The following is a 25,689-nucleotide window of genomic DNA, read 5'->3' as shown; positions in this document are numbered from 1 at the left end:
GCCGCCGAGCGAATGTATCCGTCGCTACCGCTGAGGAGATCGACGATACATTCGCTCGGAGCCGGGCCCGGCGGTCACAGACCCAGCGAGCGCTGCACCTCCCGCAGCGTCTGCGCCGACGCCCGCAGCCCGGCGGCCTCGTCGGGCGACAGGGGGATCTCGAGCACCCGGCCGGCGCCGCGGCCGTCGACGATCGTCGGCAGCGACAGGCACACCCCGTCGATCCCGTGCACGCCGTGCTGCAGCGTCGAGACCGGCAGCACCCGGTGCTGGTCCCTCAGCACCGCCTCCACGATCCGGGCGGTGGACAGGCCGATGGCCAGGTTGGTGGCCCCCTTGCCCAGGATGATCTCGTAGGCGCTGCGGACCACCCGCGTGGAGATCTGCTCCCGGATCGCCGCGTCGAACGCCGCCGCACCGCTCTCGTCCCGGTACTCCGTGGCCGGCACCCCGCCCACCGTCGCGCTCGACCACAGCGTGATCTCGGAGTCGCCGTGCTCGCCGACGATGAGGGCGTGCACGTTCTCCACCGCGATGCCGACGTGCTGCGCGACGAGGAAGCGCAACCGCCCGGAGTCGAGAACCGTGCCGGACCCGAGGATCTGTCCGGCGGGGGCGTCGGTCGCGCGGATCGCCGCATACGTCACCACATCGACCGGGTTGCTGACGAACAGCACCACGGCGTCGGGGGAGAGCGCGAGGAGGGCGGGCGTGAGCTCCTGCACGATGCGCACGTTCGCCGCCGCCAGCTCGAGCCGTGACTGGCCCGGCTTCTGCTTGGCGCCCGCCGTCACGACGATCAGGTCGGAGCCGGCGGTGACGGCGAGGTCGTCGGCGCCGTCGATGCGGCACGCGGGCGCGAACTGGGTGCCGTGGTTCAGGTCGAGCACCTCGGCCCGCACCTTGTCGGTGTTCGGATCGAACAGGGCCAGCGAATCTGCGGAGCCACGGATCAGGCACGCGTAGGCGACGGCGGTGCCGACGCTGCCGGCGCCGACGATCGAAACCTTGGACTTGCGGGACGCACGGGTCGTCGACATGGACTCGATCGTCGTCGCTCCGCGCTCGCTCCGCAGCGCGACCGCGCGGCCGTTAGCCTTCGAACATGAGCGTTCCCCCGTTCGACGCCGTGCTGTTCGACTTCTCCGGCACGTTGTTCCGGCTCGAGGAGGACGAATCCTGGCTGGCCGACATCACCGACGACCGGGGCGAACCGTTCGACGTGCACCGGCAGGCCGAGCTGATGCGCCGGATGACCGCCCCGACCGGCCAGCCCGTCGAGATGGATGCCGCCGAGCATCACGCCTGGATCAACCGCGACCGGGATCCCCGCCGGCACCGCGACGCCTACCTCACGGTGCTGCGCCGCTCCGGGGTCGCCGACGAGGAGCAGGCCCTCGGCCTGTATGCGAAGCTGACTGATCCGCGCTGCTGGACGGTGTACCCGGACACGGTCCCGGTGATCGAGGCCCTCGCCGGCGAGGGCCTCGCCGTGGCGGTGCTGAGCAACATCGCCTTCGACATCCGGCCCGCGTTCGCGGCGCTCGGCATCGACGATCTCGTGTCGGAGTTCGTGTTGTCCTTCGAAGTCGGCGCGGTCAAGCCCGAGCCGGAGATCTTCCGCCACGCCGTCGATGCGCTCGGTGTGTCCCCGGAGCGCACGCTGATGGTGGGCGACAGCGAGGAGGCCGACGGCGCGGCCCGCCGCATCGGCTGCTCGTTCGCCCTCGTGGAGCCGCTGCCCACCGCCGAGCGCCGCCGGGGGTTGTGGCGGGCCCTGTTCGCGGCCGGCCTCAGTCCTTCGGAACCAGGCGCAGGGAGATCGAGTTGATGCAGTACCGCTGATCGGTCGGGGTCGGATACCCCTCGCCCTCGAACACGTGCCCGAGATGGCTGTGACAAGCGGCGCACAGTACCTCCACCCGGCGCATGCCGAGGGAGTCGTCGGACCGCAGGACCACCGCGTCGCTCGTCGCCGGATCGAAGAACGAGGGCCACCCGCAGTGCGAATGGAACTTCTCGGTGCTGCGGAACAGTTCGGTCCCGCAGGCGCGGCACTCGTACACGCCCTCGGTCTCCGTGTCGGTGTACTCGCCGACGAAGGGCCGCTCGGTGCCGGCCTGCCGCAGCACCGCGTACTCCTCGGGGGTGAGGCGGGCGCGCCATTCGTCGTCGCTCAGGGACACCTTCGGCGCGGGTTCGGTCGGGACAGCGTCAGCCATGCGCTCCACGCTAGCCCTCACCGCGGTTCGTCGCCACGAGCTCGGCCTGCGGCTCGTTCCTGCGTTCGGGCAACAGGAACGACGGTTCGATGCCGTCCCCCAGCCGGCCCTCCCGCCGGGCGGCCAGGTACCGGTCGAGCAGCACCGCGAAGATCACGATGAGCAGCAGCGACCAGCCGAACGTCGTCTTCATGTACTCGGCGGCGCGGCCGGCCTCCGGCCACCGCCCCGACAGCCAGCTGTCGTAGCTCATGAAGCCGTAGACCGCGAGCCACGCCGGCCAGTTCCGCATCACCGAGTTGGGCAGTACCACCGTCATCAGCAGCGGGAACAGCATCATCGAGTAGTACATCTGGCCGAGCGAACCGAGCAGGAACGACGCGGTGAGCAGCACCCCGGTACTCGTGCCGACGAAGAACAGGTCGTCGTGGCGGCAGTACCGGTACAGCAGCCACAGCGAGACGACGACCATGAGGCCGAGCACGACGCGCAGCGCGAGGATCAACCACGTCGGCAGGCCGTAGTACATGCCGTTGCCGACGATCGCGCTGTTGAAGTAGTCGCGCGCCTCGAACAGGTACGGCGTGGTGCGCTCGACGAACGCCCACGCGTCCACCGAGAGCGGCCACGCGACGAGCGTCAGTCCGAGCGGCACCGCCGCGGCGGTGGCGAACACCTTCCACTGCCGGCGCACGAGCGGAATCAGCAGCAGCGGGGCCAGGATCGGTTTGACCGCGAACGTCAGCCCGATCGCGACGCCCGCCCACAGGTCGCGCCGCCGGAGCAGCAGCGCCAGGAAGGCGACCTCGCCGAGCAGGACGAGGCCGTTGATGTTGGTGAACACCAGGGTGTTCGTCACGGTCTCGGAACTGAACGCCGCAAGCAGCAGGATGGGCGCGAGCACGGAGTTCAGGCCGTAGCCGAACATCCGCAGCAGCAGGTACAGCGCCACGATGATCGCGATCGCGTTCGCGAGGATGAACAGCCACCGCGACCGCTCCGGGTCGATCACCGCGATCGGGGAGATCAGCAGGGTCCCGGACGGCGGGTACAGGTAGTGCGGGTCCACCCACTCGAAGTTCGCGGTGTACACGGGCTTGCGGTTGAGAAATGCCAGCGCCGCGTTGTAGACGGGGGTGAAATCGTCGGTGCGGAATCCGTTGACGGCCTTGACCGCCACACGGTGCAGCACCGTGAGCACGGCCAACGGCCACACAACGCACTTGACCACCTCCGCGGTGGTGCGGGCGGTGCGGGGCTCGAGGCGGCTGAGGAACACTACGGCACGGTACACCGGGAGCCGGTGGTGGCCACCCACCGTCCCCTCCTCGCGGCGCCGGGCCCGGGCCGCGTCGGACGCGGGGTCACGCCGGGCACAGGCTGCCGTTCGGCGGCAGTGCACCGGTGTCGAGATACGCCGCCACCCGTGCCTGGATGCAGCCGGAGTGCAGGGCCGCGGAGTATCCGGCGCCCTGCCACGACAGCGCCGCCCACCGCGCCGAGACGGCGGTGAGGGCTCCGGTGACCGACTCGAGCCCCGCGCTGCCGACGAGCGGGTCGGCGGCGCCCGTCGTCACCAGCACGGGCACGCGGACCTCCGCCGGCAGCGGCGGGGTCGGCATGCTCGGCCAGGCGCTGCACGCCGTGAGACCGATCGCCGCGTCGCCACCGAACAGGGGGTAGTTCGTCGACCACATCCGCTGCAGCTCGGCGGCCCGGGCCGTCGTGGGCCACCGCTGCCCGTCGCTGCAGCGGGAGACGAACTGCCCGTCGGACAACAGCGCGGCCTCGGCGGCGCCGACGAGCTCGAGCATCGGTGTCACGTCGCCCGCGCCGGCCGCGGACAGTGCGTCGGACAGCTCGCGGACCCGGGTCGGCGCGTCGCTGCGGGGTGTCCCGAGGAACCACGTCACGGCGGTGAGCAGGGAGTTCGACGACAGCGGGGCGAGCGTGCCGGCCGCGGCGCGGGCATGCAGATCCTCGAGCGCGGCCCGCGGGTCCGGTCCCAGCGAGCACGCCAGCGCGACGCACTGGCGGGCGAACGCGTCGACCGCCGACTCTGCGCCCCGCACCCGGCTCTCGGCGAGCAACTCGGCGTCGGCGGTGGCCGCGGCGGGGGAGTCGAGGACGAGACGGCCCACGGTCGTCGGGTACTTCGACGCGTAGGCCAGGGCAACCGTGGCGCCGTTGCCGATGCCGAGCACGCCGATCCGCTCGGCGCCCCAGGTGGTGCGCAGCTGCTCGAGATCGTCGGCGGCGTGGGCGGCACCGAACAGCAGTTCCTGCGGCTGCAGGTAGTCGGTGCAGGCGATGGTGGCCTGCCGGCCGAGCTCGGCGACCCGGTCGGGACCGTCGCCGGTACGGCCGAACTGTCCGTGGTCGGCCAGGGCGCGTCGGTCCGCTCCGAAGATGCATTCGATCGGCTGGGACGCACCGAGGCCGCGCCGATCCACCGCGACGACCGGCCGGGAGGCCACGAGCTCGGCGAGCGAGCCGGTCGACAGCGCGGCCAGCGCCCGGGTGGAGGGTAGGTCCGCCCCCGTCGTCATGACGAGCGGGGCGGCCTCGGTGGGGGTCTGGGCCAGCCGGGCCCGCAGCACGTCGAGGGGGAACGAGCCAGGCACGGTGCCCGCGGCGTCGATTGCGGCCGGAATCTGGGCGCACTCGAGGACGAGACCCGTCGGCCCCGGCGGCAGGGCCTGCGCGGCGAGGGTATCGGCGGTGCAGTCGCGCCAGTCCAGGTCCCGGGCGGGCACCGGCAACTCGGGCGCGACGGCCGGATCCTCGCCGGTGGGGGTGGCGCGGCCGTCCGCCTCCTGCACCACGGCGACGTCGGGACGTACCGAGGGGCCCGCCCCGCACGCGGCGGTCATCGCTCCGAGCACGACGATGCCCATCGTGAGCACACCGGTTCTGCGCATGGGCACAGCCTGCCAGGTCGCCGCGGCGGGCCGCGCACGTGACCGGATCGTCCGATCCGCCGAACGTGACGATCAGGTGTACGCGATGTGAAGTAGGTCGCAATCTGCCCTCGGTGTACCGGTCGCCTCGAGCTGCGGCCCTACCCTGGAGAAATGCACGAACGTCTCGTCGATCGCAATCCCGTGGTGCCGTCCGATCAACTGGTGGCCCAGATGGTTCCGCCGGCGATGTTCGACGACGTGAGCTTCGCGTCCTACATTCCCGATCCGAACGAGCCGAGCCAGGCAACCGCCGTCCGGACGGCGGAGGAGTTCGCCCACAAGATCGCCAAGATCCGGGGCGGTGGCCGGCGTGGCCTGTTCGGCCGCAAGGCGCCGTCCACCGGCGCCGGGCTCTACCTCGACGGCGGCTTCGGCGTCGGCAAGACCCACCTGCTGGCCTCGATCTTCCACGCGGCGCCGTCGCCGAAGGCGTTCGGCACCTTCGTGGAGCTGACCCACGTGGTCGGTGCTCTCGGCTTCAACAAGGCCGTCGAGGAGTTGTCGCAGCACAGCGTGCTGTGCATCGACGAGTTCGAACTCGACGACCCGGGCGACACGATGCTGGTGTCCCGGCTGCTGACCGAGCTGTCTGCGCGGGGCGTGTCCATCGTCGCGACGTCCAACACCCTGCCCGGGCAACTGGGGGAGGGCCGGTTCGCGGCGCAGGACTTCCTGCGCGAGATCAAGAAGCTCGGCGCCATCTTCGAGACCATCCGCGTGGACGGTCCCGACTACCGCCACCGCGACCTGCCGCCGGCCCCGGACCCGATCAGCTCCGAGGACCTGCTCGATCGTGCCGATGCGGTGGCCGGCGCCACCCTCGACGACTTCGACGAATTGTGCGCGCACCTGAGCACACTGCACCCGTCGCGGTACGGCAAGCTCGTCGAGGGCGTCCCGGCGGTCTTCCTCAACGGGGTCCATCCCGCTCACGACCAGTCGGTGGCCCTGCGCCTGGTGGTTCTCGCTGACCGGCTCTACGACGCGAGCATCCCGGTGACCGTGGCCGGCGCGAAGCTGGACGAGATCTTCACCGCCGAGATGCTCGCCGGAGGCTACCGCAAGAAGTACCTGCGCGCGACGTCGCGCCTGCTGGCACTGTCGCGGTTCGAGACCGCCGCCAGCTGAGCCACGCTCCCGGGGTACGTCGCCGCGAGCGGAGTACCCCGCGTCAGAGGGCGCGCTGCATGACGTGGTCGTGGTGGGTCTGCGAGCCGACCTGGAACGTCCGCGTCCCCACGACCTCGAACTCGTTCTTGGCGTAGAACCGCCGGGCGCGCGAGTTCTGTTTGTTGACCCCCAGCCACAGGCCCCGGCAGCCGGACGCCCGGGCGTGGTCGACGATGGCAGCCATCAATGCCGCGGCGACACCCGTGCCGTGCTTGCCCGGGAGTACGTAGAGCTTGCTGATCTCGGTGGCGGGGAGCGCCGTCACGGCTTCGCGGACCGCCGGATCGGTCGGTTCGGCATCGATCGCCATCAGGTAGCCCACGATCTCGCCGCCGACCGTCGCCTTGAGGACGATGCGGGTCGGGTCGGTGAGGTACTCGCTGAACCGTTCCGCGGACAGGGTCTCGTCGATGAAGGCGGCGATGTCCTCCTGGGAGGCATCGGACGGGCAGGCCAGGGGAAACGTGGTGGCCGCGACGTCGGCGATGGTCTCGGCATCCCAGATCCCGGCCTGCTCGACGGAGACGTTCGCGGTGGATTCCTCGAGTGACGGCGTTGGCATAGCAACCAGTAGATCACTCGGCGCTCCGCCGTGGCGACGCTCGGGGACGGAACACGCTCGAGGTCCGGAAATGGCTGAACCCCAGCCTTGGATGGGGGGTCATGGCTGGGGTTCATTACCATCGGGGGGATGGCACCTCCGACAATACATGAGGGATTCCTCAGGTTCCAGCCGGGTGGGTCACGGTTCGGTCACGCGCCGGTCACCGGGGTGGTTGCCTTCCGCGGGCCGACGCTCTACTGTGGGCTCTCATGAAGCGCGTACTCGTAGTTCACCGCCGTAGCGGGGTCTGATTCGGACCGACCCCTCGCTGCGGGTCGTTGAGCTACCTGTCGGTCCTTCCTTCGCGCGGAAGACCTCCTTCGATGAACGCCTTCACCTCCACCGCTCTGATCCCTGCCGCCGGCGACACGGACACCCCCTGCTCGGCGCCGATCGATCCGTTCGCCGCCCGCTACGGTCGGTTCCTGCCGCGCGAGCTGCGCGCCGAGTCCGCCGGCATGAGCTGGGCCGAGTTCACCGCCACCTATGCACCACAGCACGGGCCCGTCCGCCTCGGTGGCTGGTCCGCCGAGACTGCGCGCGCCGGCCGCTGCAACTACGAGGCCACATTCGGCGTGGGAGAGACCATCCACACCGCCGCGGCGACCGCTACCGGTCCGGTGTCTGCGATGACCGCCATGATGCACACCCTCGGGATGCCGCTCGAGATCCTCTCGTTCCACCAGCTCGACCTCGGTGACACCCACGCGACGTTCCTGCTGAGCGAAGCGGACGGCCGCCGGCTCTGGAGCATGGGAATCGCGGCGACCGGGACCGAATCGGCGCTGCGCGCGATGACTGCCGGCGCCAACCGGCTGCACGCCTCCCGCTGACGGGTGGCGGCACGGCGAAGGCCCTCCCGACCGGGAGGGCCTTCGCCGTGTGGATGGTGCGCGATACTGGGATTGAACCAGTGACCTCTTCCGTGTCAGGGAAGCGCTCTCCCGCTGAGCTAATCGCGCGGGGTGGTGGAGCGGATGACGGGATTCGAACCCGCGACCCTCACCTTGGCAAGGTGATGCGCTACCAGCTGCGCTACATCCGCATGTGCACTTCCCCTCCCGGTGGCCCGGGTCGAGAAGTGCGGGGTGAAACCTGGTCGATCGTGGTGCGCGATACTGGGATTGAACCAGTGACCTCTTCCGTGTCAGGGAAGCGCTCTCCCGCTGAGCTAATCGCGCGGGGTGGTGGAGCGGATGACGGGATTCGAACCCGCGACCCTCACCTTGGCAAGGTGATGCGCTACCAGCTGCGCTACATCCGCATGTGCACTTCCCCTCCCGGTGGCCCGGGTCGAGAAGTGCGGGGTGAAACCTGGTCGATCGTGGTGCGCGATACTGGGATTGAACCAGTGACCTCTTCCGTGTCAGGGAAGCGCTCTCCCGCTGAGCTAATCGCGCGAGGTGGAGACGGGAATCGAACCCGTGTGCACGGCTTTGCAGGCCGTTGCCTCACCACTCGGCCACTCCACCGTAAAAGGTCGAGTCCAACCTCTCGAGCGGATGACGGGATTCGAACCCGCGACCCTCACCTTGGCAAGGTGATGCGCTACCAGCTGCGCTACATCCGCATCGCACCGTCCGGCGTCGTGCTCTCCGTGGTGCGGTTGAGAACATTAGCCGACCATCGTCAGAACACACAAATCTGCAGGTGAGGGCGCGAACGAGGCGTCCTCGTGGGCGTGAGGGCCCTTGTCGGTCCCGGCTCCGGTGTGCGGGCTCCCGCGCCGCGCACGCCGGCGGTGCGCCCGGCCTCGGTCGCTCCCCGAAAATGGGGTCGACCAGGGGATTCGTGTTCACCCGGTGGGCGTGTTAATGTTCCTTCTCGTTCGAGCCGCTGCGAAGCGGCCCGGTCCCGTGGCTCAGTGGAAGAGCGTCCCGTTCACACCGGGGAGGTCGCTGGTTCGATCCCAGCCGGGACCACAGCACCGACGAAGGGCACCCCCACGGGGGTGCCCTTCGTCGTTTCGGGCGCGGCCCGGTTCGCGCCCGGACGGAACAGCCGTCGGTGGAGCGGTCGTGACCTGCGCATTCATCGGACCGCAATGCGCTGATGGCAGGATTACGGTCGGTGTGAGGAGGATGCGGCTGATGAGTGTCGCCGACAACAACTGGCCCCTGGTCGGGACCACAGGAGCACGATTCGGATCTGCCGGCCGACGGCGGAAGGACCGCCCGGCCCCCGGCGCGACCGACCGGCACGAAGCCGCGCCCGCGGTGGACCCGCCGGCGACCGGTGCATTCGCGACCGTCGCCGCCCCCGCGTCGACCCCGATGCCGGCCGTCGTGACCGCGGTCCCGAGGGAAGAGGAGCCGAACGGAGTCCAGCCCTCGTTCGTGCGGCCTTTCGTGCGCAGCCAGGGCCGGACCCGCGCCGAGGTGGATCTCCCGCTCGAGGTCCTCGTCTCGGCCGTGCCCGACTCAGTGGGAACCCCGGGCCTCGAAGAACACCGCACCATCCTGGCGCTGTGCGCCGAACCCCGCTCCATCATGGAGATCGCGGCTCTGGCCAAGCTGCCCCTGGGCGTCGCACGGGTCCTGGTGGGCGACCTCGCCGCCACCGGCGAACTCACCGTCCACCGGACCGTCGACGGGGTCGGCCCCGACGCCCAGTTGCTGTCGCGGGTCCTCGGCGGACTGCGCCGGCTGTAGCCTGCACCGCTCGGGCGGTGCCCGGGTGAACGGGTGACCGGGGTGGTGTCGATAGCATGGTCTGGTTGCCGACGCGTGGCATGCCCCGCGGCGTCGGTGGCACCCACCACCGGCACGAGCCCGAGGAGCCCACCACAGTGACGACGCCCGCATCCGTAGACCCAACCGTGCTCGTCCGGGTGCCCGCGGGGACCACTGCCGGTGCCGCCCTCCGGGAGGCCGGCCTACCCAACAGCGGACCCGACGCGATCGTCGTGGTCCGCGATGCCGAGGGCCGGCTGCGCGACCTGTCGTGGTCGCCGGAACAGGACACCGAGATCGAGCCGGTCGCCGCCGGTACCGAGGACGGCCGCTCCGTCATCCGGCACTCCGCGGCACACGTCCTCGCCCAGGCTGTGCAGCAGGAGTTCCCGGAGGCCAAACTGGGCATCGGGCCCCCGATCAAGGACGGCTTCTACTACGACTTCCAGGTGGACCGGCCCTTCACCCCGGAGGACCTCGCGAAACTCGAGAAGCGCATGAAGCAGATCGTCAAGGGCGCGCAGCGGTTCTCCCGCCGCGTCGTCGAGAACCTGGACGACGCACGCGAGGAACTGAAGAACGAGCCGTTCAAGCTCGAACTGATCAGTGAGAAGTCGGCCGGCAACAGTTCCCTCGACGAGGACCCCGAGATCATGGAGGTCGGCGGCGCGGAACTGACGATCTACGACAACCTCAACCCGCGGACGGGCGAGAAGATCTGGGGCGACCTGTGCCGCGGCCCGCACATCCCCACCACCAAGTACATCCCGGCGTTCAAGCTCACCCGTAGCTCCGCCGCCTACTGGCGCGGTGACCAGGACAACGCCGGCCTGCAGCGCATCTACGGCACCGCGTGGGAATCCGCGGAGGCACAGGAGCGCTACCTCGAGCTGCTCGCCGAGGCCGAGCGCCGCGACCACCGCAAGCTCGGCAACGAGCTCGACCTGTTCAGCTTCCCCGACGAGCTCGGCTCCGGCCTGCCGGTGTTCCATCCCAAGGGCGGCATCATCCGCCAGGAGATGGAGAACTACTCGCGCCAGCGGCACGTCGAGGCCGGCTACGAGTTCGTGTACTCCCCGCACATCACCAAGGGGCACCTCTACGAGGTGTCCGGTCACCTCGACTGGTACCGCGACGGCATGTTCCCGGCGATGCACATCGACGAGGAACTCAACGAGGACGGCACCGTGCGCAAGCCGGGCCAGGACTACTACCTCAAGCCGATGAACTGCCCGATGCACAACCTCGTCTTCCGCTCCCGCGGCCGCTCCTACCGCGAGCTGCCGCTGCGGCTCTTCGAGTTCGGCTCGGTCTACCGCTACGAGAAGTCCGGCGTCGTCCACGGCCTGACCCGGGTGCGCGGCATGACGCAGGACGACGCGCACATCTACTGCACCCGCGAGCAGATGCGCGACGAGCTGACCACGACGCTGAACTTCGTCCTCGACCTGCTGAAGGACTACGGCCTCGAGGACTACCACCTCGAGCTGTCGACGAAGAACCCCAAGAAGTTCGTCGGCGACGACGTCCTGTGGGAGGAGGCCACCGACACGCTGCGCGACGTCGCCGAGGCCTCCGGACTCGATCTCGTGCCGGACCCGGGTGGTGCCGCCTTCTACGGGCCGAAGATCTCCGTCCAGGTTCAGGACGCGCTCGGGCGCAGCTGGCAGATGTCGACGATCCAGCTCGACTTCAACCTGCCCGAGCGGTTCGAACTCGAGTACACCGGTCCCGACGGCAGCAAGCATCGGCCGGTGATGATCCACCGGGCCCTGTTCGGCTCGATCGAGCGCTTCTTCGGCGTGCTCACCGAGCACTACGCCGGCGCCTTCCCGGCGTGGCTCGCCCCCGTGCAGGTCGTCGGTATCCCCGTTGCGGAGGCCTTCGAGGATCACCTGTTCGACGTCGCCCGGCAGCTGAAGGCGGCCGGGGTGCGCGCCGAGGTCGACACCAGCGACGACCGGATGCAGAAGAAGATCCGCAACCACACCACGCAGAAGGTGCCGTTCATGCTGCTCGCAGGCGAGCGTGACGTCGAGGCCGGCGCGGTCAGCTTCCGGTTCCGCGACGGCACCCAGGTCAACGGCGTGCCCGTGGCCGACGCGGTCCGTCTGGTCACCGAGTGGATCGGACGGCGGGAGAACGCCTCGCCCACCGCGGAGCTCGTCGCTCCCGTCGACTCGGGCGGCGCCGCGTGAGCGGCGATTGCTCCGACGACGCCCTCGTCGATCGCGGGGCCGGAGAACCCGACCACCTGCAGCGGCTGTGGTCGCCCCACCGGATGTCGTACATCGCGGAGGCACCACGATCCAAGGAGGCGCCGTACGAGCCCTTCACCGACATCCCGAAGATGCGGGACGAGGAGGGCCTCGTCGTCGCGCGCGGCGAGCACGTGTACGCGGTGCTCAACCTCTACCCCTACAACCCCGGCCATCTCATGGTCGTGCCGTACCGCCGGGTCGCCAACCTCGAGGACCTGACCTCCGAGGAGAGCACCGAGTTGATGGCATTCGCGCAGCGGGCGATCCGGGTCATCAAGAGCGTCTCGCGGCCGCACGGCTTCAATGTGGGCCTCAACCTCGGGGCCGCCGCCGGCGGCTCGCTCGCCGAACACCTGCACCTGCACGTGGTGCCGCGCTGGGGCGGCGATGCCAACTTCATCACCGTCCTCGGCGGCGCCAAGGTCATGCCGCAGCTGCTGCGGGACACCCGCGCGCTGCTCGCGGCGGCCTGGAACGAGTGACGCCGCACCGGCCCCCGGCCCCGGTGTCCGTCGCCGCCCCCGCCGGTATGTTTGTCGCCGTTCGCGGGCGTGGCAGGATCGTGTCCCGGACGCATCGGTGTGAACGGAAGACGGGGGTCGGTGGATGCTGAGCTTTTTCGGGCGTGCGTCGGTGTCGAAGGTCACCGCCCCGCTCGGCAGGGCCTTGATCCGTACCGGCCTCACGCCGGACGCGGTGACACTCATCGGCACCGTCGCCACGATCGCCGCCGCCGTGACGCTGTTCCCGATGGGGCAGCTGTTCTGGGGCGCGATGGTGATCTCGCTGTTCGTGATGTTCGACATGCTCGACGGTGCGATGGCCCGGGCCCGCGGGGGCGGCACCCGCTTCGGCGCCGTCCTCGACGCCACCTGTGACCGCCTCGCCGACGGCGCGATCTTCGCCGGGCTGGCCTGGTGGGCGGTCTACGGGGAACAGAGCCGTCCGTTGCTGATCGCAACTCTGATCTGCCTGGTCACCTCCCAGGTCATCTCGTATGCCAAGGCCCGCGCCGAGGCGAGTGGCCTGTCCGCCGACGGCGGCCTGATCGAGCGGCCCGACCGGCTCGTCATCGTGCTGGTCGGCGCCGGTGTCACCGGGCTCGGCGTGTGGTGGGCGATCCACGTCGCCATGTGGCTGCTCGCCGCCGGCTCGGTGATCACCGTGTTCCAGCGGGTGCTCGCCGTTCGCCGCTCCCCGGACGCCCGCGAGCTGCTGCCCCTGCCGTCGTCGACCCCGGCCGACGGAGAAGCCCGATGAGCGCGACCGAACGTGCCTCCGACCTCGGCTACGCCGCCGGGTGGCGGCTCGTGCGGGCGCTGCCCGAGTCCACCGCCCGCCGGCTGTTCGACCTCGGAGCCGACATCGCCGCCCGCCGCCGCGGTGGCCCGCAGCAGTTGCGCCGCAACCTCGCCCGGGTCCTGGGCGTGCCCGCGGCGCAGGTCCCGGACGAGCTGATCCGGCAGTCCGTGCGGTCCTACGCCCGCTACTGGCGGGAGGCGTTCCGGCTGCCCTCGATGGACCTGACCGTGACGGCCGCCGCCCTCGATCACGCCGTCGAGGGTCGCGAGCACATCGAGCAGGCACTGGCGGCCGGGCGCGGTGCGATTCTCGCCCTGCCCCACAGCGGGAACTGGGACATGGCCGGCGTGTGGTGCACGCAGACCTACGGTGGGCTGTCGACGGTGGCCGAACGCCTGCGCCCCGAATCGCTCTACCAGCGGTTCGTCGCGTACCGCGAGAGCCTCGGCTTCGAGATCTTCCCGCTCAGCGGGGGCGAGACCCCGCCGTTCGACCGGCTCGAGACGCGGCTGCGCGAGAACCGGATCGTCTGCCTGCTCGGCGAGCGCGACCTGGCCCGCAAAGGCGTGCCGGTGACGTTCTTCGGGGAACCCACCCGCATGCCCGCCGGCCCGGCGAAGCTCGCCGCCGAGACCGGCGCGCCGCTGCTGCCGGTGCACTGCTGGTTCACCGACGCCGGCTGGGGCTTCCGGGTCCACGCCGAGATCGACGTCACCGGCGGGATCGGGCCGGCGACACAGGCCCTCGCCGACTGCTTCGCCGCCGACATCGCCGAACACCCTGCGGACTGGCACATGCTGCAACCGCTCTGGCTCGACGATCTCTCCGAGGCCCGCCTGGCGCGAATGGAGGCGCGGTGAAGATCGGGATGGTGTGCCCGTACTCGTTCGACGTACCGGGCGGGGTGCAGGCGCACGTCGTGGACCTGGCCAACGTGCTCATCGAACGCGGCCACAAGGTCAGCGTCCTCGCCCCGGCGTCCGACAGCACGGAGCTGCCGGACTTCGTCGTCTCGGCAGGGCGCGCCGTCGCCATCCCCTACAACGGGTCCGTGGCGCGCCTGAGCTTCGGTCCCGTGTCCTATGCGCGGGTCCGGCGATGGATCAACGACAACGACTTCGACGTCCTGCACATCCACGAGCCGAACGCGCCGAGCCTGTCGATGCTCGCGCTGAAGATCGCCGAGGGCCCCATCGTCGCGACGTTCCACACGTCGACGACCAAATCGCTGGTGCTGAGCACCTTCCAGGGTGTGCTGCAGCCGTACCTCGAGAAGATCAGCGGCCGCATCGCCGTCTCCGAACTCGCCCGGCGCTGGCAGGTGACGTCGCTCGGCTCGGACGCCGTGGAGATCCCGAACGGTGTCGACGTGTCCTCGTTCGCTCACGCCCCGACGCTGCCCGGGTATCCCCGCGCCGGCCGCACCGTGCTGTTCCTCGGCCGGTACGACGAGCCGCGCAAGGGTATGGCGGTGTTGCTCGGCGCGCTGCCGCTGCTCGTCGAGCACTACCCGGACCTCGAGATTCTCGTGGTCGGCCGCGGGGACGAGGACCGGTTGCGCAAGGAGGCCGGCCGGTACGCCCGGCACCTGCGGCTGCTCGGTCAGGTGTCCGACGCGGAGAAGGCCTCGGCGATGCGCAGCGCCGACGTGTACTGCGCCCCCAACCTCGGTGGGGAGAGCTTCGGGATCGTGCTGGTGGAGGCGATGGCCGCCGGTACCCCCGTGGTGGCCGGCGAACTCGACGCGTTCCGCCGGGTGCTGCGCGACGGGCGCGCCGGCGTGCTCGTTCCGCTGGGAGACTCCGAGGCTCTCGCCGCCGCGATCCGCGGCCTGCTCGACGACGGTGCCCGCCGTCGCGCCCTGGTGGCGGCGGCGAACGAGATCGTCGGCGCCTACGACTGGCCGGTGGTGGCCGAGCAGATCCTGCGCGTGTACGAAACCGTCACCGTCGGCGCCGGACCGGTTCGGGAGGTCCGGTCGTGAGGTGCGCGCGGGCGACGACACCGCGTGAGGGGAGTGGGACGTGACGCTGTCCGCGGTCGCCGTTCTCGTCCTGGCGCTGATCTCCGCGATCATCGTCGCGCTCGGGTTGTGGGCCTACGGCACGGCCAACCGGCTGGACCGGCTCCACGTGCGTGCGGATCTCTCCTGGCAGGCGCTCGACGCCGCCCTGGCCCGTCGCGCCGTGGTGGGGCGCGGCATCGCGGCCTCCACCCCCGTCGCCGAGGGCCGTCGGCTGGCCGCGCTGGCCGACCGCGCCGAACGGGCGGACCGTGCCGAACGGGAATCGGCGGAGAACGCGCTGTCGGCCGCGTTGGCCGCGGTGGACACCGAGCGGCTGCGACCGCAGTTGGTGGCCGAACTCGCCGACGCCGAAGCGCGGGTGCTGATCGCACGGCGGTTCCACAACGACGCCGTCCGTGACACGCTGGCGCTGCGCAGCCGTCGGCCGGTGCGCTGGCTGCACCTCGGCGGCACGGCGCCGTTGCCGAACTACTTCGAGATCGCCGAGCGTACGGACCCGGCCGCGGCCTCGGGCCTGTTGCTCGACGAGACGCGCACCTCGGCACGGGTGGTGCTGTTCGACCACGAGGGCCGGGTGCTGCTGCTGCGTGGCCACGACCCGACCACGCCGGACGTGCACTTCTGGTTCACCGTCGGCGGTGCGGTCGAAGTGGGGGAGACGCTGCGCGCGGCCGCCGTCCGTGAGGTGGGGGAGGAGACCGGGCTGCCGGTCGCGCCCGAGCAGCTGTGCGGGCCCATGTGGCGGCGGGTGGCGGTGTTTCCCTTCAACGGCGAGCTCATCCGCTCGGAGGAACTGTTCTTCGCACTGCAGACGCCCGCCTTCGAGCCGGGCGACGGCGGATTCACCGACCTCGAGCGTCGCATGAGCCTCGAGCACCGCTGGTTCGCCGAGGGTGAGATCCGGGACCTGCAACGCCACGGCGAGGCCGTGTTTCCGCAGGATCTCGCGGATCTGCTGGGGGAGGCGCGGGACGTCGCCGTGCGTCGCGTGGAGCCGGAGGTCCGCGCCATCCGGTGAGCGCCGGCACTCGAGGCAGGCGGAGTCCGATGCCTGCGAGGCAGGCCAGGGTCTCGCGACTGGCTATGGGACGGCCACCACGGGTGCCCCTAGAATCGGGAGCGGCGCCGCGACGTGCCCGAATCCGTCCGCCGCGTCAGTTTCTGCAGGCCACACCCCAGGAGTTCTTGCTGTGAGCAGCCCCGAGTCCGTTCCCACCACCGGCACCGCCCGCGTCAAGCGCGGTATGGCCGAGATGCTCAAGGGCGGCGTGATCATGGACGTGGTCACCCCCGAGCAGGCGAAGATCGCCGAGGACGCGGGTGCCGTCGCCGTCATGGCGCTCGAGCGCGTCCCCGCCGACATCCGCGCCCAGGGGGGCGTGTCCCGCATGTCCGACCCGGACATGATCGAAGGCATCATCGCGGCCGTGTCCATCCCGGTGATGGCCAAGGCCCGCATCGGTCACTTCGTCGAGGCACAGATCCTGCAGGCCCTCGGCGTGGACTACGTCGACGAGTCGGAGGTGCTCACCCCCGCCGACTACGAGAACCACATCGACAAGTTCGCCTTCACCGTGCCGTTCGTGTGTGGCGCCACCAACCTCGGTGAGGCGCTGCGCCGCATCAACGAGGGCGCGGCGATGATCCGCTCCAAGGGCGAGGCCGGCACCGGCGACGTCTCCAACGCCACCACCCACATGCGGAAGATCCGCCAGGAGATCCGGCGGCTGACCTCCCTGCCCGAGGACGAGCTGTACGTCGCGGCCAAGGAACTGCAGGCGCCGTACGACCTGGTGGTCGAGGTCGCCAAGGCCGGCAAGCTGCCGGTGACGCTGTTCACGGCCGGCGGCATCGCCACCCCGGCCGACGCGGCGATGATGATGCAACTCGGCGCCGAGGGCGTGTTCGTCGGTTCGGGCATCTTCAAGTCCGGCAATCCCGCCGAGCGTGCCGCCGCGATCGTCAAGGCCACCACCTTCTACGACGACCCGGACGTGCTCGCGAAGGTCTCGCGTGGCCTGGGCGAGGCCATGGTCGGCATCAACGTCGACGACATCCCGGTGCCGCACCGCCTCGCCGAGCGAGGCTGGTGACCCCACCGCCGCCGGCATCCCCGCGTACGTCGGGAGCCTCCGACCGTGTCGGAGGCTCCCGACGCTTCTCGGCGGGTCCCTGCGGATAGCCTGTCGCAGGACTGGGAAGGAGCCCGCATGGCGAAGATCGAGGAGATCCTGGCGCTCGAACACCTCGAGAAGAACATCTTCCGGGGCGTGGCGACGGAGACGTCGCTGCAGCGCACCTTCGGGGGGCAGGTCGCCGGACAGGCGCTGGTGTCCGCGGTACGCACCGTCGATCCCGCGTACTCGGTGCATTCGCTGCACGGGTACTTCGTCCGCCCCGGCGACCCCGCGAAGCCGATCGTGTATCTCGTCGATCCGATCCGCGACGGCCGGTCGTTCGGCACCCGGCGGGTGACCGCCGTGCAGGACGGGCAGGCGATCTTCACCATGTCCGCCTCGTTCCACGTCCAGGACGACGGCATCGAGCACCAGGACGAGATGCCCCAGGTGCCGGATCCCGACGAACTCGCCGACCTCGCGGACTCGGACGACCCCGGGAACCTGTGGGCCAGGCGTGAGTGGCCCGAATGGGACCTGCGACGGGTGCCGGAGGATCGCCTCTTCCGGCGCGCCGGCATCGTGTCCCAGCAGCAGGTGTGGTTCCGGGTCCGTGATCCGCTCCCGGACGACAACGTGCTGCACGTGTGCACCCTGGCGTACATGAGCGACATGACGCTGCTCGGCTCCGCGAGCGTCGCCCATCCCGACGAGAAGACACAGGGCGCCTCCCTCGACCACGCCATGTGGTTCCTGCGCTCGTTCCGCGCCGACGACTGGCTCCTGTACGACCAGACGTCCCCGTCGGCAGGGTTCGGGCGGGCTCTCACGCAGGGCCGCATCTTCGACCGGAACGGGCGGATGGTCGCCGCGGTGGTGCAGGAGGGACTGACCCGCTACCTGCGCTGATGGGCCGGCATCCGGCTCGCGGTCCGGAAGCCGGGACACCCCGCCGCGGCTGCTAGCGTTGATATCCAGGCTTCGGACGGGCGTCGTCCCGTCCCCGACAGAACAGGCGACAGTGGGAAGTTCTCCGACCATCGGCGTGCTCGCGCTCCAGGGCGATGTGCGCGAACACCTGACCGCACTCGAAGCGGCCGGCGCCCGCGCGATCGGGGTGCGCCGGACCGCCGAACTCGACGTCGTCGACGGCCTGGTGATTCCCGGCGGGGAGTCCACCACGATGAGCCGGCTGCTGCAGGTGTTCGACCTGCTCGAGCCGCTGCGCGCCCGGCTGAAGGCCGGTCTGCCCGCCTACGGGTCCTGCGCGGGCATGATCCTGCTCGCCTCGCAGGTCCTCGACACCCGTCCCGATGCCGAGCACCTCGACGCCCTCGACATCACCGTCCGGCGCAACGCGTTCGGCCGGCAGGTCGACTCGTTCGAGGCCGACCTCGACGTCGCGGGCATCGAGGGGGATCCGGTGCGCGCGGTGTTCATCCGAGCGCCCTGGGTGGAGGAGGTCGGTCCCGGCGTGCAGGTCCTGGCCACCGTCCCCGAGGGACCGGCCGCGGGACGGGTCGTCGCGGTGCGCCAGGGTGCGGTGCTGGCGACGTCGTTCCACCCCGAGGTCACCGGTGACCTGCGAGTGCATCGGCTGTTCGTCGACACCGTCCGTTCGGGGCAGGTCGGCGCGGAGTAGAATCGACCCTCCGAACCAGTCGGACCCGGTCCGACCTCACCTCGCCGGAAGGGGCTCCAATCGAATGAGCGGCCACTCCAAATGGGCCACCACCAAGCACAAGAAGGCGGCCATCGACGCCAAGCGCGGCAAGATGTTCGCGAAGCTGATCAAGAACATCGAGGTGGCGGCCCGGACCGGCGGTGGTGACCCGGCGGGCAATCCGACGCTGTACGACGCCATCCAGAAGGCGAAGAAGAACTCGGTCCCCAACGACAACATCGAGCGGGCCCGCAAGCGCGGTGGCGGCGAGGAAGCCGGCGGCGCGGACTGGCAGACCATCACCTACGAGGGCTACGGGCCCAACGGTGTCGCCGTCCTCATCGAGTGCCTCACCGACAATCGCAACCGCGCGGCGGGCGAGGTCCGCACCGCGATGACCCGCAACGGTGGCAACATGGCCGACCCCGGCTCGGTGTCCTACCTGTTCACCCGCAAGGGCGTCGTCGTGCTCGAGAAGAACGGCCGCACCGAGGACGAGATCCTCGAGGTCGTGCTCGAGGCCGGCGCCGAGGAGATCAACGATCTCGGTGACAGCTTCGAGATCGTTTCCGAGGCCGGCGATCTCATCGCTGTGCGCACCGCGCTCGTCGAGGCCGGCATCGACTACGAATCGGCCGATCCGGACTTCCGGGCCTCGGTCGAGGTCCCCGTCGACGCGGACAGCGCCCGCAAGGTGTTCAAGCTCGTCGACGCCCTCGAGGATTCCGATGACGTGCAGAACGTCTACACCAACGTCGACGTCTCCGACGAGGTCCTCGCCGAACTCGACGCCTGAGGCGGACGGCTCACGGCCGGGGCTGCGTGTCGATACCGCGACGCGCCGCCCCGGCCGCTATGCTCTCGAACAATTGTTCGTAGCGGTCGAGAGGTGAACGGGTGCGCGTGATGGGTGTGGACCCGGGGCTGACGCGATGCGGCTTCGGCATCGTGGACACTGGCCGCGGGCGCGAGGTCGCCGCCGTGGCGGTGGACGTGATCCGCACACCCGCCGACCTGGAACTGCCGTCGCGACTGCTGCGCATCTCCGCGGCCGCCGAGGACTGGCTCGACCGATTCCGGCCCGACGTCGTCGCCGTCGAGCGGGTGTTCTCCCAGCACAACGTCCGCACCGCGATGGGCACGGCCCAGGCCGGGGGAGTGGTGGCGCTCTCCGCTGCCCGACGCGGCATCCCGGTGGCCTTCCACACCCCCAGTCAGGTGAAGTCCGCCGTGACCGGGAACGGCTCGGCCGACAAGAAGCAAGTCACGGCCATGGTCACCAAGATCCTGGGCCTGGCCACCGCGCCGAAGCCCGCGGACGCCGCGGACGCCCTCGCCCTCGCGATCTGCCACTGCTGGCGTGCGCCCATGCTCGCCCGCATGGCCGCCGCCGAGGCCGCCGCGGCCGAACAGAAACGACGGTACGAGGCGCGGCTGCGGGAACAGGCCGCCGCGCGGAAGGCAGGTGCACGGTGATCGCCTCGGTGCGCGGGGAAGTGCTCGAGATCGCACTCGACCACGTGGTCATCGAATCCGCGGGGGTCGGTTACCGGATCCACGCCACCCCCGCCACCCTGGCCACGCTGCGCCGCGGCGAGGACACCCGCCTGGTGACGGCGATGATCGTGCGCGAGGATTCGATGACGCTGTACGGGTTCCCCGACCCCGACGCCCGGGACCTGTTCGGGCTGCTGCAGACGGTTTCCGGCGTCGGACCCCGGCTCGCCATGGCCACCCTGGCCGTGCTGGATCCCGATTCGCTGCGTGCGGCGCTCGCCGACGGCAACACCGCCGCCCTGACCCGGGTCCCGGGCATCGGGAAGCGTGGCGCCGAACGCATGGTCGTCGAACTGCGGGACAAGGTCGCCGCGTTCGCCGGAACCTCCGCCCCGGCCGCTGTGGTCGGCTCGCCCATGCGGGACCAAGTGGTCGAGGCTCTCGTCGGACTCGGCTTCCCCGTCAAGCAGGCGGAGCAGTCCACCGACACGGTCCTCGCGGGTGACCCGCACGCCGACACCTCCACCGCGCTGCGTTCGGCGCTGGCCTTGCTGGGCAAGAGCCGATGAGCGAGGACTTCCCCTCAGTGGGCGCCCCCGACGAGGCGCCGATGACCGCCGAGTACACCCCCGCCGACGGCGACGTCGAGGCGAGCCTGCGGCCGAAGAACCTCGACGACTTCATCGGCCAGCCTCGGGTGCGGGAACAGCTGCAGCTGGTGCTGCGCGGGGCGAAGCTGCGTGGCGGCACCCCGGATCACATCCTGCTGTCGGGCCCGCCGGGCCTGGGCAAGACGTCGATGGCCATGATCATCGCCGCCGAACTCGGGTCGTCGCTGCGCCTGACGTCGGGCCCCGCTCTCGAGCGTGCCGGCGACCTGGCCGCGATGCTGTCCAACCTCGTCGAGGGCGACGTGCTGTTCATCGACGAGATCCACCGCATCGCGCGTCCTGCCGAGGAGATGCTGTACCTGGCGATGGAGGACTTCCGGGTCGACGTCGTCGTCGGCAAGGGCCCGGGCGCGACGTCGATCCCGCTCGAGGTCGCCCCGTTCACCCTCGTCGGCGCCACCACCCGTTCCGGCGCGCTGACCGGACCGCTGCGCGACCGGTTCGGTTTCACCGCTCATATGGACTTCTACGAGCCGGCGGAACTGCAGCAGATCCTGCTGCGCTCGGCCCGGATCCTCGGCATCGACCTGGGCGAGGAGGCGAGCACCGAGATCGCCGGCCGTTCCCGCGGCACCCCGCGCATCGCCAACCGGCTGCTGCGGCGGGTCCGCGACTACGCCGAGGTCCGCGCCGACGGCATCATCACCCGCGAGATCGCGCGGGCCGCGCTGGCGGTCTACGACGTCGACGCGCTCGGCCTGGACCGGCTCGACCGTGCCGTGCTCGGCGCGCTGGTCCGCAGCTTCGGGGGCGGGCCGGTGGGCGTGTCCACACTCGCGGTGGCCGTCGGTGAGGAACCCGGCACCGTCGAGGAGGTCTGCGAACCCTTCCTGGTGCGGGCGGGGATGATCGCGCGCACTCCGCGTGGACGGGTCGCGACCCAGGCCGCGTGGCTGCAGCTCGGGTTGACACCGCCGCCGGAGGCCGCCACCGGCGGCATCGAGGTGCGAGCCCGCGAACCGCAGCCCGGCCTGTTCGACGACGAATGACCGGTCGGCCACCGGCGCCGGTACAGGAGCCACGCGGGTAATGGCACACTGGTCTACTGCGCCGGTCCACGACCGCCGGCGCCCGATACCGGACGACCTCGAGGACTGACTTCAACGATGGAACTGCTCTTCCCGCTGCTGATCCTTGCCCTGCTGGTGCCGACGTTCCTCGGCATCCGGCGTCAGAAGAAGGAGATGCAGAAGACCACGGAACTGCAGGACTCGCTGCAGGTCGGCGACCGGGTGACGACCACGGCGGGGCTGCACGCCACCATCGTCGCGCTCACCGACACCACCGTCGATCTCGAGATCGCTCCCGGCGTGGTGACCACCTGGGCCCGGGTCGTGGTCCGCGAGCGGGTCGCCGATCTCGACCCGACGACGGACGAGACCGGTGGCCTTTCGCTGGACAAGGGCGACGACACCGAGCCGCCGGCCGGCCGGCCGGCCGAGCACTGAACGGTCGGACACCGACCGGTCGACACCCCGGCCGATGTGCGGGCCGCGCCGGGGGCCGCGCCCGACGGGTGCGGTGGCCCCGTGACCAGCGCATCACTCACTCGCATCGAGGAGACTGACAGACCGTGGCACCTTCCAACGGATCGGTGCATCCAGTTCGCTCCCTCGCCCTGTTCGGGGCGATCCTGGTGGCACTGTATGCCCTGATCTTCTTCACCGGGGACAAGTCGGCGACACCGAAACTCGGTATCGACCTGCAGGGCGGCACCCGCGTGACCCTCACCGCCCGCACCCCGGACGGCAGCGCGCCCAGCCAGGACAGTCTCCGGCAGGCCCAGCAGATCATCGAGACCCGCGTGAACGGCCTCGGCGTGTCCGGCTCGGAGGTCGTGATCGACGGTGACAACCTGGTGATCACGGTTCCCGGCGACGACAGCTCGCAGGCCCGCACCCTCGGCCAGACCGCACGGCTGTACATCCGGCCCGTGATCGGTCAGCCCATTGCCAGCGCGAACGCCGCGCAGCCGGCGCCCGCGGACCCGCAGGCCCCCGCCCCCGCGACGCCGGCGCCCGACGCCGCCACGCCCGCTCCCGAACCGGCCGCGCCGGAACCCCAGGGCCGGCCCTTCCCGGCGCAGGATCCCACCGACACCCCGGCACCCGCCACCGACGCCCCGGCGCCCGCCACCGACGCCCCGGCGCCCGCCACCGACACCCCGGCGCCCGCTCCCGCGCCCACGGAGGACCTCGACCCGCAGGCCCGGGCCGCCGCGGACATCGCCGCCGCCAAGGAGACCCGGCAGAGCGAGGACCCCGCCGTCCTGCAGCAGGCCATGGCCACCCTGGACTGCTCGGCCGCCGACCCGCTCGCCGGCAACGACGATCCGGCGAAGCCGCTCGTCGCGTGCTCCACCGACGGCACCGCCGTCTATCTGCTCGGCCCGAGCATCATCGACGGCCAGCAGATCACCGACGCCTCCTCCGGCTACAACACCCAGCAGTCCCGCTACGAGGTCAGCCTCACGTTCGACTCCGAGGGCAGCAGCACCTGGGCGCAGTTCACCGCCGCCAGCATCGGGCAGCAGGCCGCGTTCGTCCTCGACTCCAAGGTGGTCAGCGCGCCCGTGATCCAGGGCGCCACCCCCGCAGGCAGCGCGACCTCGATCACCGGCAACTTCACCAACACCCAGGCCACCGAGCTCGCCAACACCCTCAAGTACGGCTCGCTGCCCCTGTCGTTCGCCGCGTCGGAGGCCGAGACGGTGTCCGCGACCCTCGGCCTGGCATCGCTCGAGGCCGGGCTGATCGCCGGCGTCGTCGGACTGGTCCTCGTGCTGCTCTACAGCCTCGTCTACTACCGCATGCTCGGCGTGCTCGTCGCGCTGTCGCTGGTGCTGTCCGGGCTCGCCGTGTACGCGGTGATGGTGCTGCTCGGCCGCTACATCAACTTCACCCTCGACCTCGCCGGCATCGCCGGCCTGATCATCGGCATCGGCATGACCGCCGACTCGTTCGTGGTGTTCTTCGAACGGATCAAGGACGAGATCCGTGAGGGCCGCAGCTTCCGCTCCGCCGTGCCCCGCGGCTGGGCCCGGGCCCGCCGGACCATCCTGTCCGGCAACGCCGTGAGCTTCATCGCCGCCGCGGTGCTCTACGTCCTCGCGGTCGGTCAGGTCCGCGGCTTCGCCTTCACCCTCGGCCTGACCACCATCCTCGACGTCGTGGTGGTGTTCCTGGTGACGTGGCCGCTGGTGCACCTGGCGTCGACGTCGAAGTTCTGGTCCAAGCCGAGCGTCAACGGTCTCGGCGCCATTCAGCAGGTCGCCCGTGAACGCCAGCTCGCGGCTGCCTCGGCGAAGGAGGCGTGACGATGACCGACACCACCACGACCGCACCCCGGCACAGCGTCCTCTCCCGCCTCTACACCGGCACCGGCGCGTTCGAGATCGTCGGCCGCCGCAAGTTCTACTACCTGCTCACCGGCGCCATCGTGCTGGTGGCGCTGCTGAGCATGCTGCTCCGCGGCTTCACGTGGGGCATCGACTTCGAGGGCGGCACCCGCATCCAGCTCCCGGCCGCCGAGGGCGTCACCACCGAGCAGGTGGAGACGGTGTACTCCGACACCCTCGGCACCGAGCCCGAATCGGTGCAGACCGTCGGGTCCGGCGCGGGCGCCTCCATTCAGATCCGTTCGGAGGCCCTCGACCTCGAGCAGGTCCGGACCCTGCAGAACGCCCTGTACGACGAGTTCCAGCCGGCCGGGCCCGACGGCGTGCCGTCGCGCGACGCGATCAGCGTCGCCGACGTCAGCGAGACGTGGGGCGGACAGATCACCCAGAAGGCCCTCATTGCGCTCGCGGTGTTCCTGGTGCTCGTCAGCATCTACATCGCGGTGCGCTACGAGCGGGACATGGCGCTCGCGGCGCTGGCCGCGCTGTTCTTCGACATGATCGTCACCGCGGGGGTGTATTCGCTCGTCGGCTTCGAGGTCACCCCGGCCACCGTCATCGGCCTGCTCACCATCCTCGGCTTCTCGCTGTACGACTCCGTGGTGGTGTTCGACAAGGTCGAGGAGAACACCCGCGGCATCCTGCACCTGCATCGTCGGACCTACGCCGAGCAGGCCAACCTCGCCGTCAACCAGACCCTCATGCGGTCGATCAACACCACGGTCATCTCGGTGCTGCCGGTGCTCGCGCTGATGGTCATCGCGGTCTGGCTGCTCGGCGTCGGCACCCTCAAGGACCTGGCCCTCGTCCAGCTCGTCGGCATCGTGGTCGGCGCCTACTCGTCGATCTTCTTCGCGACTCCGCTGCTGGTGACCCTCAAGGAATGGCGCGGGCCGGTGGCCGCACACACCCGCAAGGTGCTCGCCAAGCGCGGCGCCGCCGGCTCGCGGACCGTGCCTCCCGCCGGGGAGGCGGTCGGCGCGCACGCCGGCGCGACACCCGTGTCCGTGACCAAGCGCATCGGAGCGATCACGACGGCGGGCGCCGGGGCCGCGCCGGTGGCCGAGCGCACCCCCAGACCGGGCGTCCGGCCCACCGGAAAGCGCGCCAAGAGAAGGCACTGA

General features: G+C 70.6%; 25 protein-coding genes and 8 tRNA genes. 21 read left to right on the top strand and 12 right to left on the bottom strand.

Annotated features, from left to right (window positions below):
- Positions 1-74: 74 nt before the first annotated feature.
- Positions 75-1,040: an L-lactate dehydrogenase gene (locus G6038_RS01915; protein WP_206024131.1), complete on the bottom strand. Its 966-nt coding sequence runs from the start codon at positions 1,038-1,040 to the stop codon at positions 75-77.
- Positions 1,041-1,105: 65 nt separating this feature from the next.
- Here G6038_RS01915 and G6038_RS01910 point away from each other — a divergent pair, with 65 nt between their 5' ends.
- Positions 1,106-1,831, top strand: a complete 726-nt coding sequence (locus G6038_RS01910) for an HAD family hydrolase (RefSeq protein WP_165035643.1) — start codon at positions 1,106-1,108, stop codon at positions 1,829-1,831.
- On the opposite strand, the gene msrB is transcribed toward G6038_RS01910, so the two are convergent.
- From msrB to G6038_RS01895, 3 genes are read right to left on the bottom strand one after another with little or no spacing between them, the layout of a single operon-like run.
- A complete protein-coding gene (msrB, locus tag G6038_RS01905; protein ID WP_165035641.1) occupies positions 1,794-2,222 on the bottom strand; it encodes a peptide-methionine (R)-S-oxide reductase MsrB in 429 nt (142 codons plus the stop codon). The two genes, G6038_RS01910 and msrB, sit on opposite strands and share 38 nt — an antisense overlap.
- 10 nt (positions 2,223-2,232) lie before the next feature.
- The gene (locus G6038_RS01900; RefSeq protein ID WP_346772723.1) at positions 2,233-3,540 is read right to left on the bottom strand and encodes a glycosyltransferase family 87 protein; all 1,308 of its coding nucleotides are present in this window, start codon (positions 3,538-3,540) and stop codon (positions 2,233-2,235) included.
- Between the two features lie 46 nt (positions 3,541-3,586).
- On the bottom strand, positions 3,587-5,143 hold the full coding sequence (locus G6038_RS01895; protein WP_206024130.1) for an alpha/beta hydrolase: 1,557 nt from the start codon (positions 5,141-5,143) through the stop codon (positions 3,587-3,589).
- 153 nt (positions 5,144-5,296) lie between these two features.
- Between G6038_RS01895 and zapE the strand changes: the two genes are divergently transcribed.
- Positions 5,297-6,313, top strand: a complete 1,017-nt coding sequence (gene zapE / locus G6038_RS01890; protein WP_165035638.1) for a cell division protein ZapE — start codon at positions 5,297-5,299, stop codon at positions 6,311-6,313.
- 43 nt (positions 6,314-6,356) lie between these two features.
- On the opposite strand, the gene G6038_RS01885 is transcribed toward zapE, so the two are convergent.
- On the bottom strand, positions 6,357-6,917 hold the full coding sequence (locus G6038_RS01885; RefSeq protein WP_165035636.1) for a GNAT family N-acetyltransferase: 561 nt from the start codon (positions 6,915-6,917) through the stop codon (positions 6,357-6,359).
- A gap of 365 nt (positions 6,918-7,282) precedes the next feature.
- Between G6038_RS01885 and G6038_RS01880 the strand changes: the two genes are divergently transcribed.
- Positions 7,283-7,792: an alpha-isopropylmalate synthase regulatory domain-containing protein gene (locus G6038_RS01880; RefSeq protein ID WP_165035635.1), complete on the top strand. Its 510-nt coding sequence runs from the start codon at positions 7,283-7,285 to the stop codon at positions 7,790-7,792.
- A gap of 54 nt (positions 7,793-7,846) precedes the next feature.
- Here G6038_RS01880 and G6038_RS01875 read toward each other — a convergent pair.
- From G6038_RS01875 to G6038_RS01845, 7 genes are all read right to left on the bottom strand, one after another.
- Positions 7,847-7,921: transfer RNA gene (locus tag G6038_RS01875), tRNA-Val, on the bottom strand.
- Positions 7,922-7,928: 7 nt separating this feature from the next.
- Positions 7,929-8,004, bottom strand: a tRNA-Gly gene (locus tag G6038_RS01870).
- Between the two features lie 61 nt (positions 8,005-8,065).
- Positions 8,066-8,140, bottom strand: a tRNA-Val gene (locus G6038_RS01865).
- A gap of 7 nt (positions 8,141-8,147) precedes the next feature.
- A tRNA-Gly gene (locus G6038_RS01860) sits at positions 8,148-8,223 on the bottom strand.
- A gap of 61 nt (positions 8,224-8,284) precedes the next feature.
- A tRNA-Val gene (locus tag G6038_RS01855) sits at positions 8,285-8,359 on the bottom strand.
- Position 8,360: 1 nt separating this feature from the next.
- A tRNA-Cys gene (locus G6038_RS01850) sits at positions 8,361-8,431 on the bottom strand.
- 25 nt (positions 8,432-8,456) lie between these two features.
- Positions 8,457-8,529, bottom strand: a tRNA-Gly gene (locus G6038_RS01845).
- A gap of 280 nt (positions 8,530-8,809) precedes the next feature.
- On the opposite strand from G6038_RS01845, the gene G6038_RS01840 reads away from it, so the two are divergent.
- From G6038_RS01840 to secF, 18 genes are all read left to right on the top strand, one after another.
- Positions 8,810-8,881, top strand: a tRNA-Val gene (locus G6038_RS01840).
- A gap of 168 nt (positions 8,882-9,049) precedes the next feature.
- Positions 9,050-9,610 carry a DUF742 domain-containing protein gene (locus tag G6038_RS01835; RefSeq protein WP_165035633.1) on the top strand — a complete coding sequence of 187 codons (561 nt, stop codon included), beginning with the start codon at positions 9,050-9,052 and terminating at the stop codon, positions 9,608-9,610.
- A gap of 137 nt (positions 9,611-9,747) precedes the next feature.
- Positions 9,748-11,829, top strand: a complete 2,082-nt coding sequence (gene thrS, locus G6038_RS01830) for a threonine--tRNA ligase (RefSeq protein ID WP_165035686.1) — start codon at positions 9,748-9,750, stop codon at positions 11,827-11,829.
- Positions 11,826-12,374 (top strand): HIT domain-containing protein, encoded by a 549-nt coding sequence (locus tag G6038_RS01825; RefSeq protein ID WP_029543465.1) that lies wholly within the window; start codon positions 11,826-11,828, stop codon positions 12,372-12,374. Before thrS ends, G6038_RS01825 begins: the two co-directional genes overlap by 4 nt.
- Before the next feature lie 124 nt (positions 12,375-12,498).
- A complete protein-coding gene (pgsA, locus tag G6038_RS01820) occupies positions 12,499-13,152 on the top strand; it encodes a phosphatidylinositol phosphate synthase (RefSeq protein ID WP_165035631.1) in 654 nt (217 codons plus the stop codon).
- Positions 13,149-14,054 carry a phosphatidylinositol mannoside acyltransferase gene (locus G6038_RS01815; RefSeq protein ID WP_165035630.1) on the top strand — a complete coding sequence of 302 codons (906 nt, stop codon included), beginning with the start codon at positions 13,149-13,151 and terminating at the stop codon, positions 14,052-14,054. The genes pgsA and G6038_RS01815 overlap by 4 nt, the downstream gene beginning before the upstream one ends.
- Positions 14,051-15,178: a glycosyltransferase family 4 protein gene (locus G6038_RS01810; protein ID WP_100057927.1), complete on the top strand. Its 1,128-nt coding sequence runs from the start codon at positions 14,051-14,053 to the stop codon at positions 15,176-15,178. The genes G6038_RS01815 and G6038_RS01810 overlap by 4 nt, the downstream gene beginning before the upstream one ends.
- Before the next feature lie 40 nt (positions 15,179-15,218).
- Positions 15,219-16,238 (top strand): NUDIX domain-containing protein, encoded by a 1,020-nt coding sequence (locus G6038_RS01805; RefSeq protein WP_165035628.1) that lies wholly within the window; start codon positions 15,219-15,221, stop codon positions 16,236-16,238.
- 172 nt (positions 16,239-16,410) lie between these two features.
- Entirely contained in the window at positions 16,411-17,313 is a 903-nt protein-coding gene (gene pdxS, locus G6038_RS01800) for a pyridoxal 5'-phosphate synthase lyase subunit PdxS (protein WP_100057600.1), read from the top strand.
- Between the two features lie 117 nt (positions 17,314-17,430).
- Positions 17,431-18,246, top strand: coding sequence for an acyl-CoA thioesterase II (locus tag G6038_RS01795; protein ID WP_165035626.1), 816 nt, complete (start codon positions 17,431-17,433; stop codon positions 18,244-18,246).
- Positions 18,247-18,358: 112 nt separating this feature from the next.
- A complete protein-coding gene (pdxT, locus tag G6038_RS01790) occupies positions 18,359-18,979 on the top strand; it encodes a pyridoxal 5'-phosphate synthase glutaminase subunit PdxT (RefSeq protein ID WP_165035625.1) in 621 nt (206 codons plus the stop codon).
- Positions 18,980-19,043: 64 nt separating this feature from the next.
- Positions 19,044-19,796 (top strand): YebC/PmpR family DNA-binding transcriptional regulator, encoded by a 753-nt coding sequence (locus tag G6038_RS01785; RefSeq protein WP_100057598.1) that lies wholly within the window; start codon positions 19,044-19,046, stop codon positions 19,794-19,796.
- A gap of 101 nt (positions 19,797-19,897) precedes the next feature.
- Positions 19,898-20,476: a crossover junction endodeoxyribonuclease RuvC gene (ruvC, locus tag G6038_RS01780; RefSeq protein WP_165035623.1), complete on the top strand. Its 579-nt coding sequence runs from the start codon at positions 19,898-19,900 to the stop codon at positions 20,474-20,476.
- Positions 20,473-21,066, top strand: a complete 594-nt coding sequence (ruvA, locus tag G6038_RS01775) for a Holliday junction branch migration protein RuvA (RefSeq protein ID WP_165035621.1) — start codon at positions 20,473-20,475, stop codon at positions 21,064-21,066. Before ruvC ends, ruvA begins: the two co-directional genes overlap by 4 nt.
- Positions 21,063-22,157 (top strand): Holliday junction branch migration DNA helicase RuvB, encoded by a 1,095-nt coding sequence (gene ruvB / locus G6038_RS01770; protein ID WP_165035620.1) that lies wholly within the window; start codon positions 21,063-21,065, stop codon positions 22,155-22,157. Before ruvA ends, ruvB begins: the two co-directional genes overlap by 4 nt.
- A gap of 117 nt (positions 22,158-22,274) precedes the next feature.
- The gene (yajC, locus tag G6038_RS01765; protein ID WP_165035618.1) at positions 22,275-22,616 is read left to right on the top strand and encodes a preprotein translocase subunit YajC; all 342 of its coding nucleotides are present in this window, start codon (positions 22,275-22,277) and stop codon (positions 22,614-22,616) included.
- A gap of 125 nt (positions 22,617-22,741) precedes the next feature.
- Positions 22,742-24,484: a protein translocase subunit SecD gene (secD, locus tag G6038_RS01760; protein WP_165035616.1), complete on the top strand. Its 1,743-nt coding sequence runs from the start codon at positions 22,742-22,744 to the stop codon at positions 24,482-24,484.
- Between the two features lie 2 nt (positions 24,485-24,486).
- Positions 24,487-25,689, top strand: coding sequence for a protein translocase subunit SecF (gene secF / locus G6038_RS01755; protein ID WP_206024128.1), 1,203 nt, complete (start codon positions 24,487-24,489; stop codon positions 25,687-25,689).

Source organism: Rhodococcus sp. 14C212 (assembly GCF_011058195.1).
GTDB lineage: Bacteria > Actinomycetota > Actinomycetes > Mycobacteriales > Mycobacteriaceae > Rhodococcus > Rhodococcus aetherivorans.
The sequence above is the reverse complement of the archived record's forward strand: the minus strand, read 5'-3'. Positions and strand labels throughout refer to the sequence as shown.

Coding starts and splice junctions, on each gene's coding strand:
- zapE (WP_165035638.1), top strand. CDS start 5,297: ATGCACGAACGTCTCGTCGATCGCAATCCCGTGGTGCCGTCCGATCAA.
- G6038_RS01880 (WP_165035635.1), top strand. CDS start 7,283: ATGAACGCCTTCACCTCCACCGCTCTGATCCCTGCCGCCGGCGACACG.
- msrB (WP_165035641.1), bottom strand. CDS start 2,222: ATGGCTGACGCTGTCCCGACCGAACCCGCGCCGAAGGTGTCCCTGAGC.
- secF (WP_206024128.1), top strand. CDS start 24,487: ATGACCGACACCACCACGACCGCACCCCGGCACAGCGTCCTCTCCCGC.
- pgsA (WP_165035631.1), top strand. CDS start 12,499: ATGCTGAGCTTTTTCGGGCGTGCGTCGGTGTCGAAGGTCACCGCCCCG.
- G6038_RS01910 (WP_165035643.1), top strand. CDS start 1,106: ATGAGCGTTCCCCCGTTCGACGCCGTGCTGTTCGACTTCTCCGGCACG.
- ruvB (WP_165035620.1), top strand. CDS start 21,063: ATGAGCGAGGACTTCCCCTCAGTGGGCGCCCCCGACGAGGCGCCGATG.
- G6038_RS01835 (WP_165035633.1), top strand. CDS start 9,050: ATGAGTGTCGCCGACAACAACTGGCCCCTGGTCGGGACCACAGGAGCA.
- G6038_RS01915 (WP_206024131.1), bottom strand. CDS start 1,040: ATGTCGACGACCCGTGCGTCCCGCAAGTCCAAGGTTTCGATCGTCGGC.
- G6038_RS01785 (WP_100057598.1), top strand. CDS start 19,044: ATGAGCGGCCACTCCAAATGGGCCACCACCAAGCACAAGAAGGCGGCC.
- G6038_RS01795 (WP_165035626.1), top strand. CDS start 17,431: ATGGCGAAGATCGAGGAGATCCTGGCGCTCGAACACCTCGAGAAGAAC.
- G6038_RS01815 (WP_165035630.1), top strand. CDS start 13,149: ATGAGCGCGACCGAACGTGCCTCCGACCTCGGCTACGCCGCCGGGTGG.
- yajC (WP_165035618.1), top strand. CDS start 22,275: ATGGAACTGCTCTTCCCGCTGCTGATCCTTGCCCTGCTGGTGCCGACG.
- G6038_RS01895 (WP_206024130.1), bottom strand. CDS start 5,143: ATGCGCAGAACCGGTGTGCTCACGATGGGCATCGTCGTGCTCGGAGCG.
- G6038_RS01885 (WP_165035636.1), bottom strand. CDS start 6,917: ATGCCAACGCCGTCACTCGAGGAATCCACCGCGAACGTCTCCGTCGAG.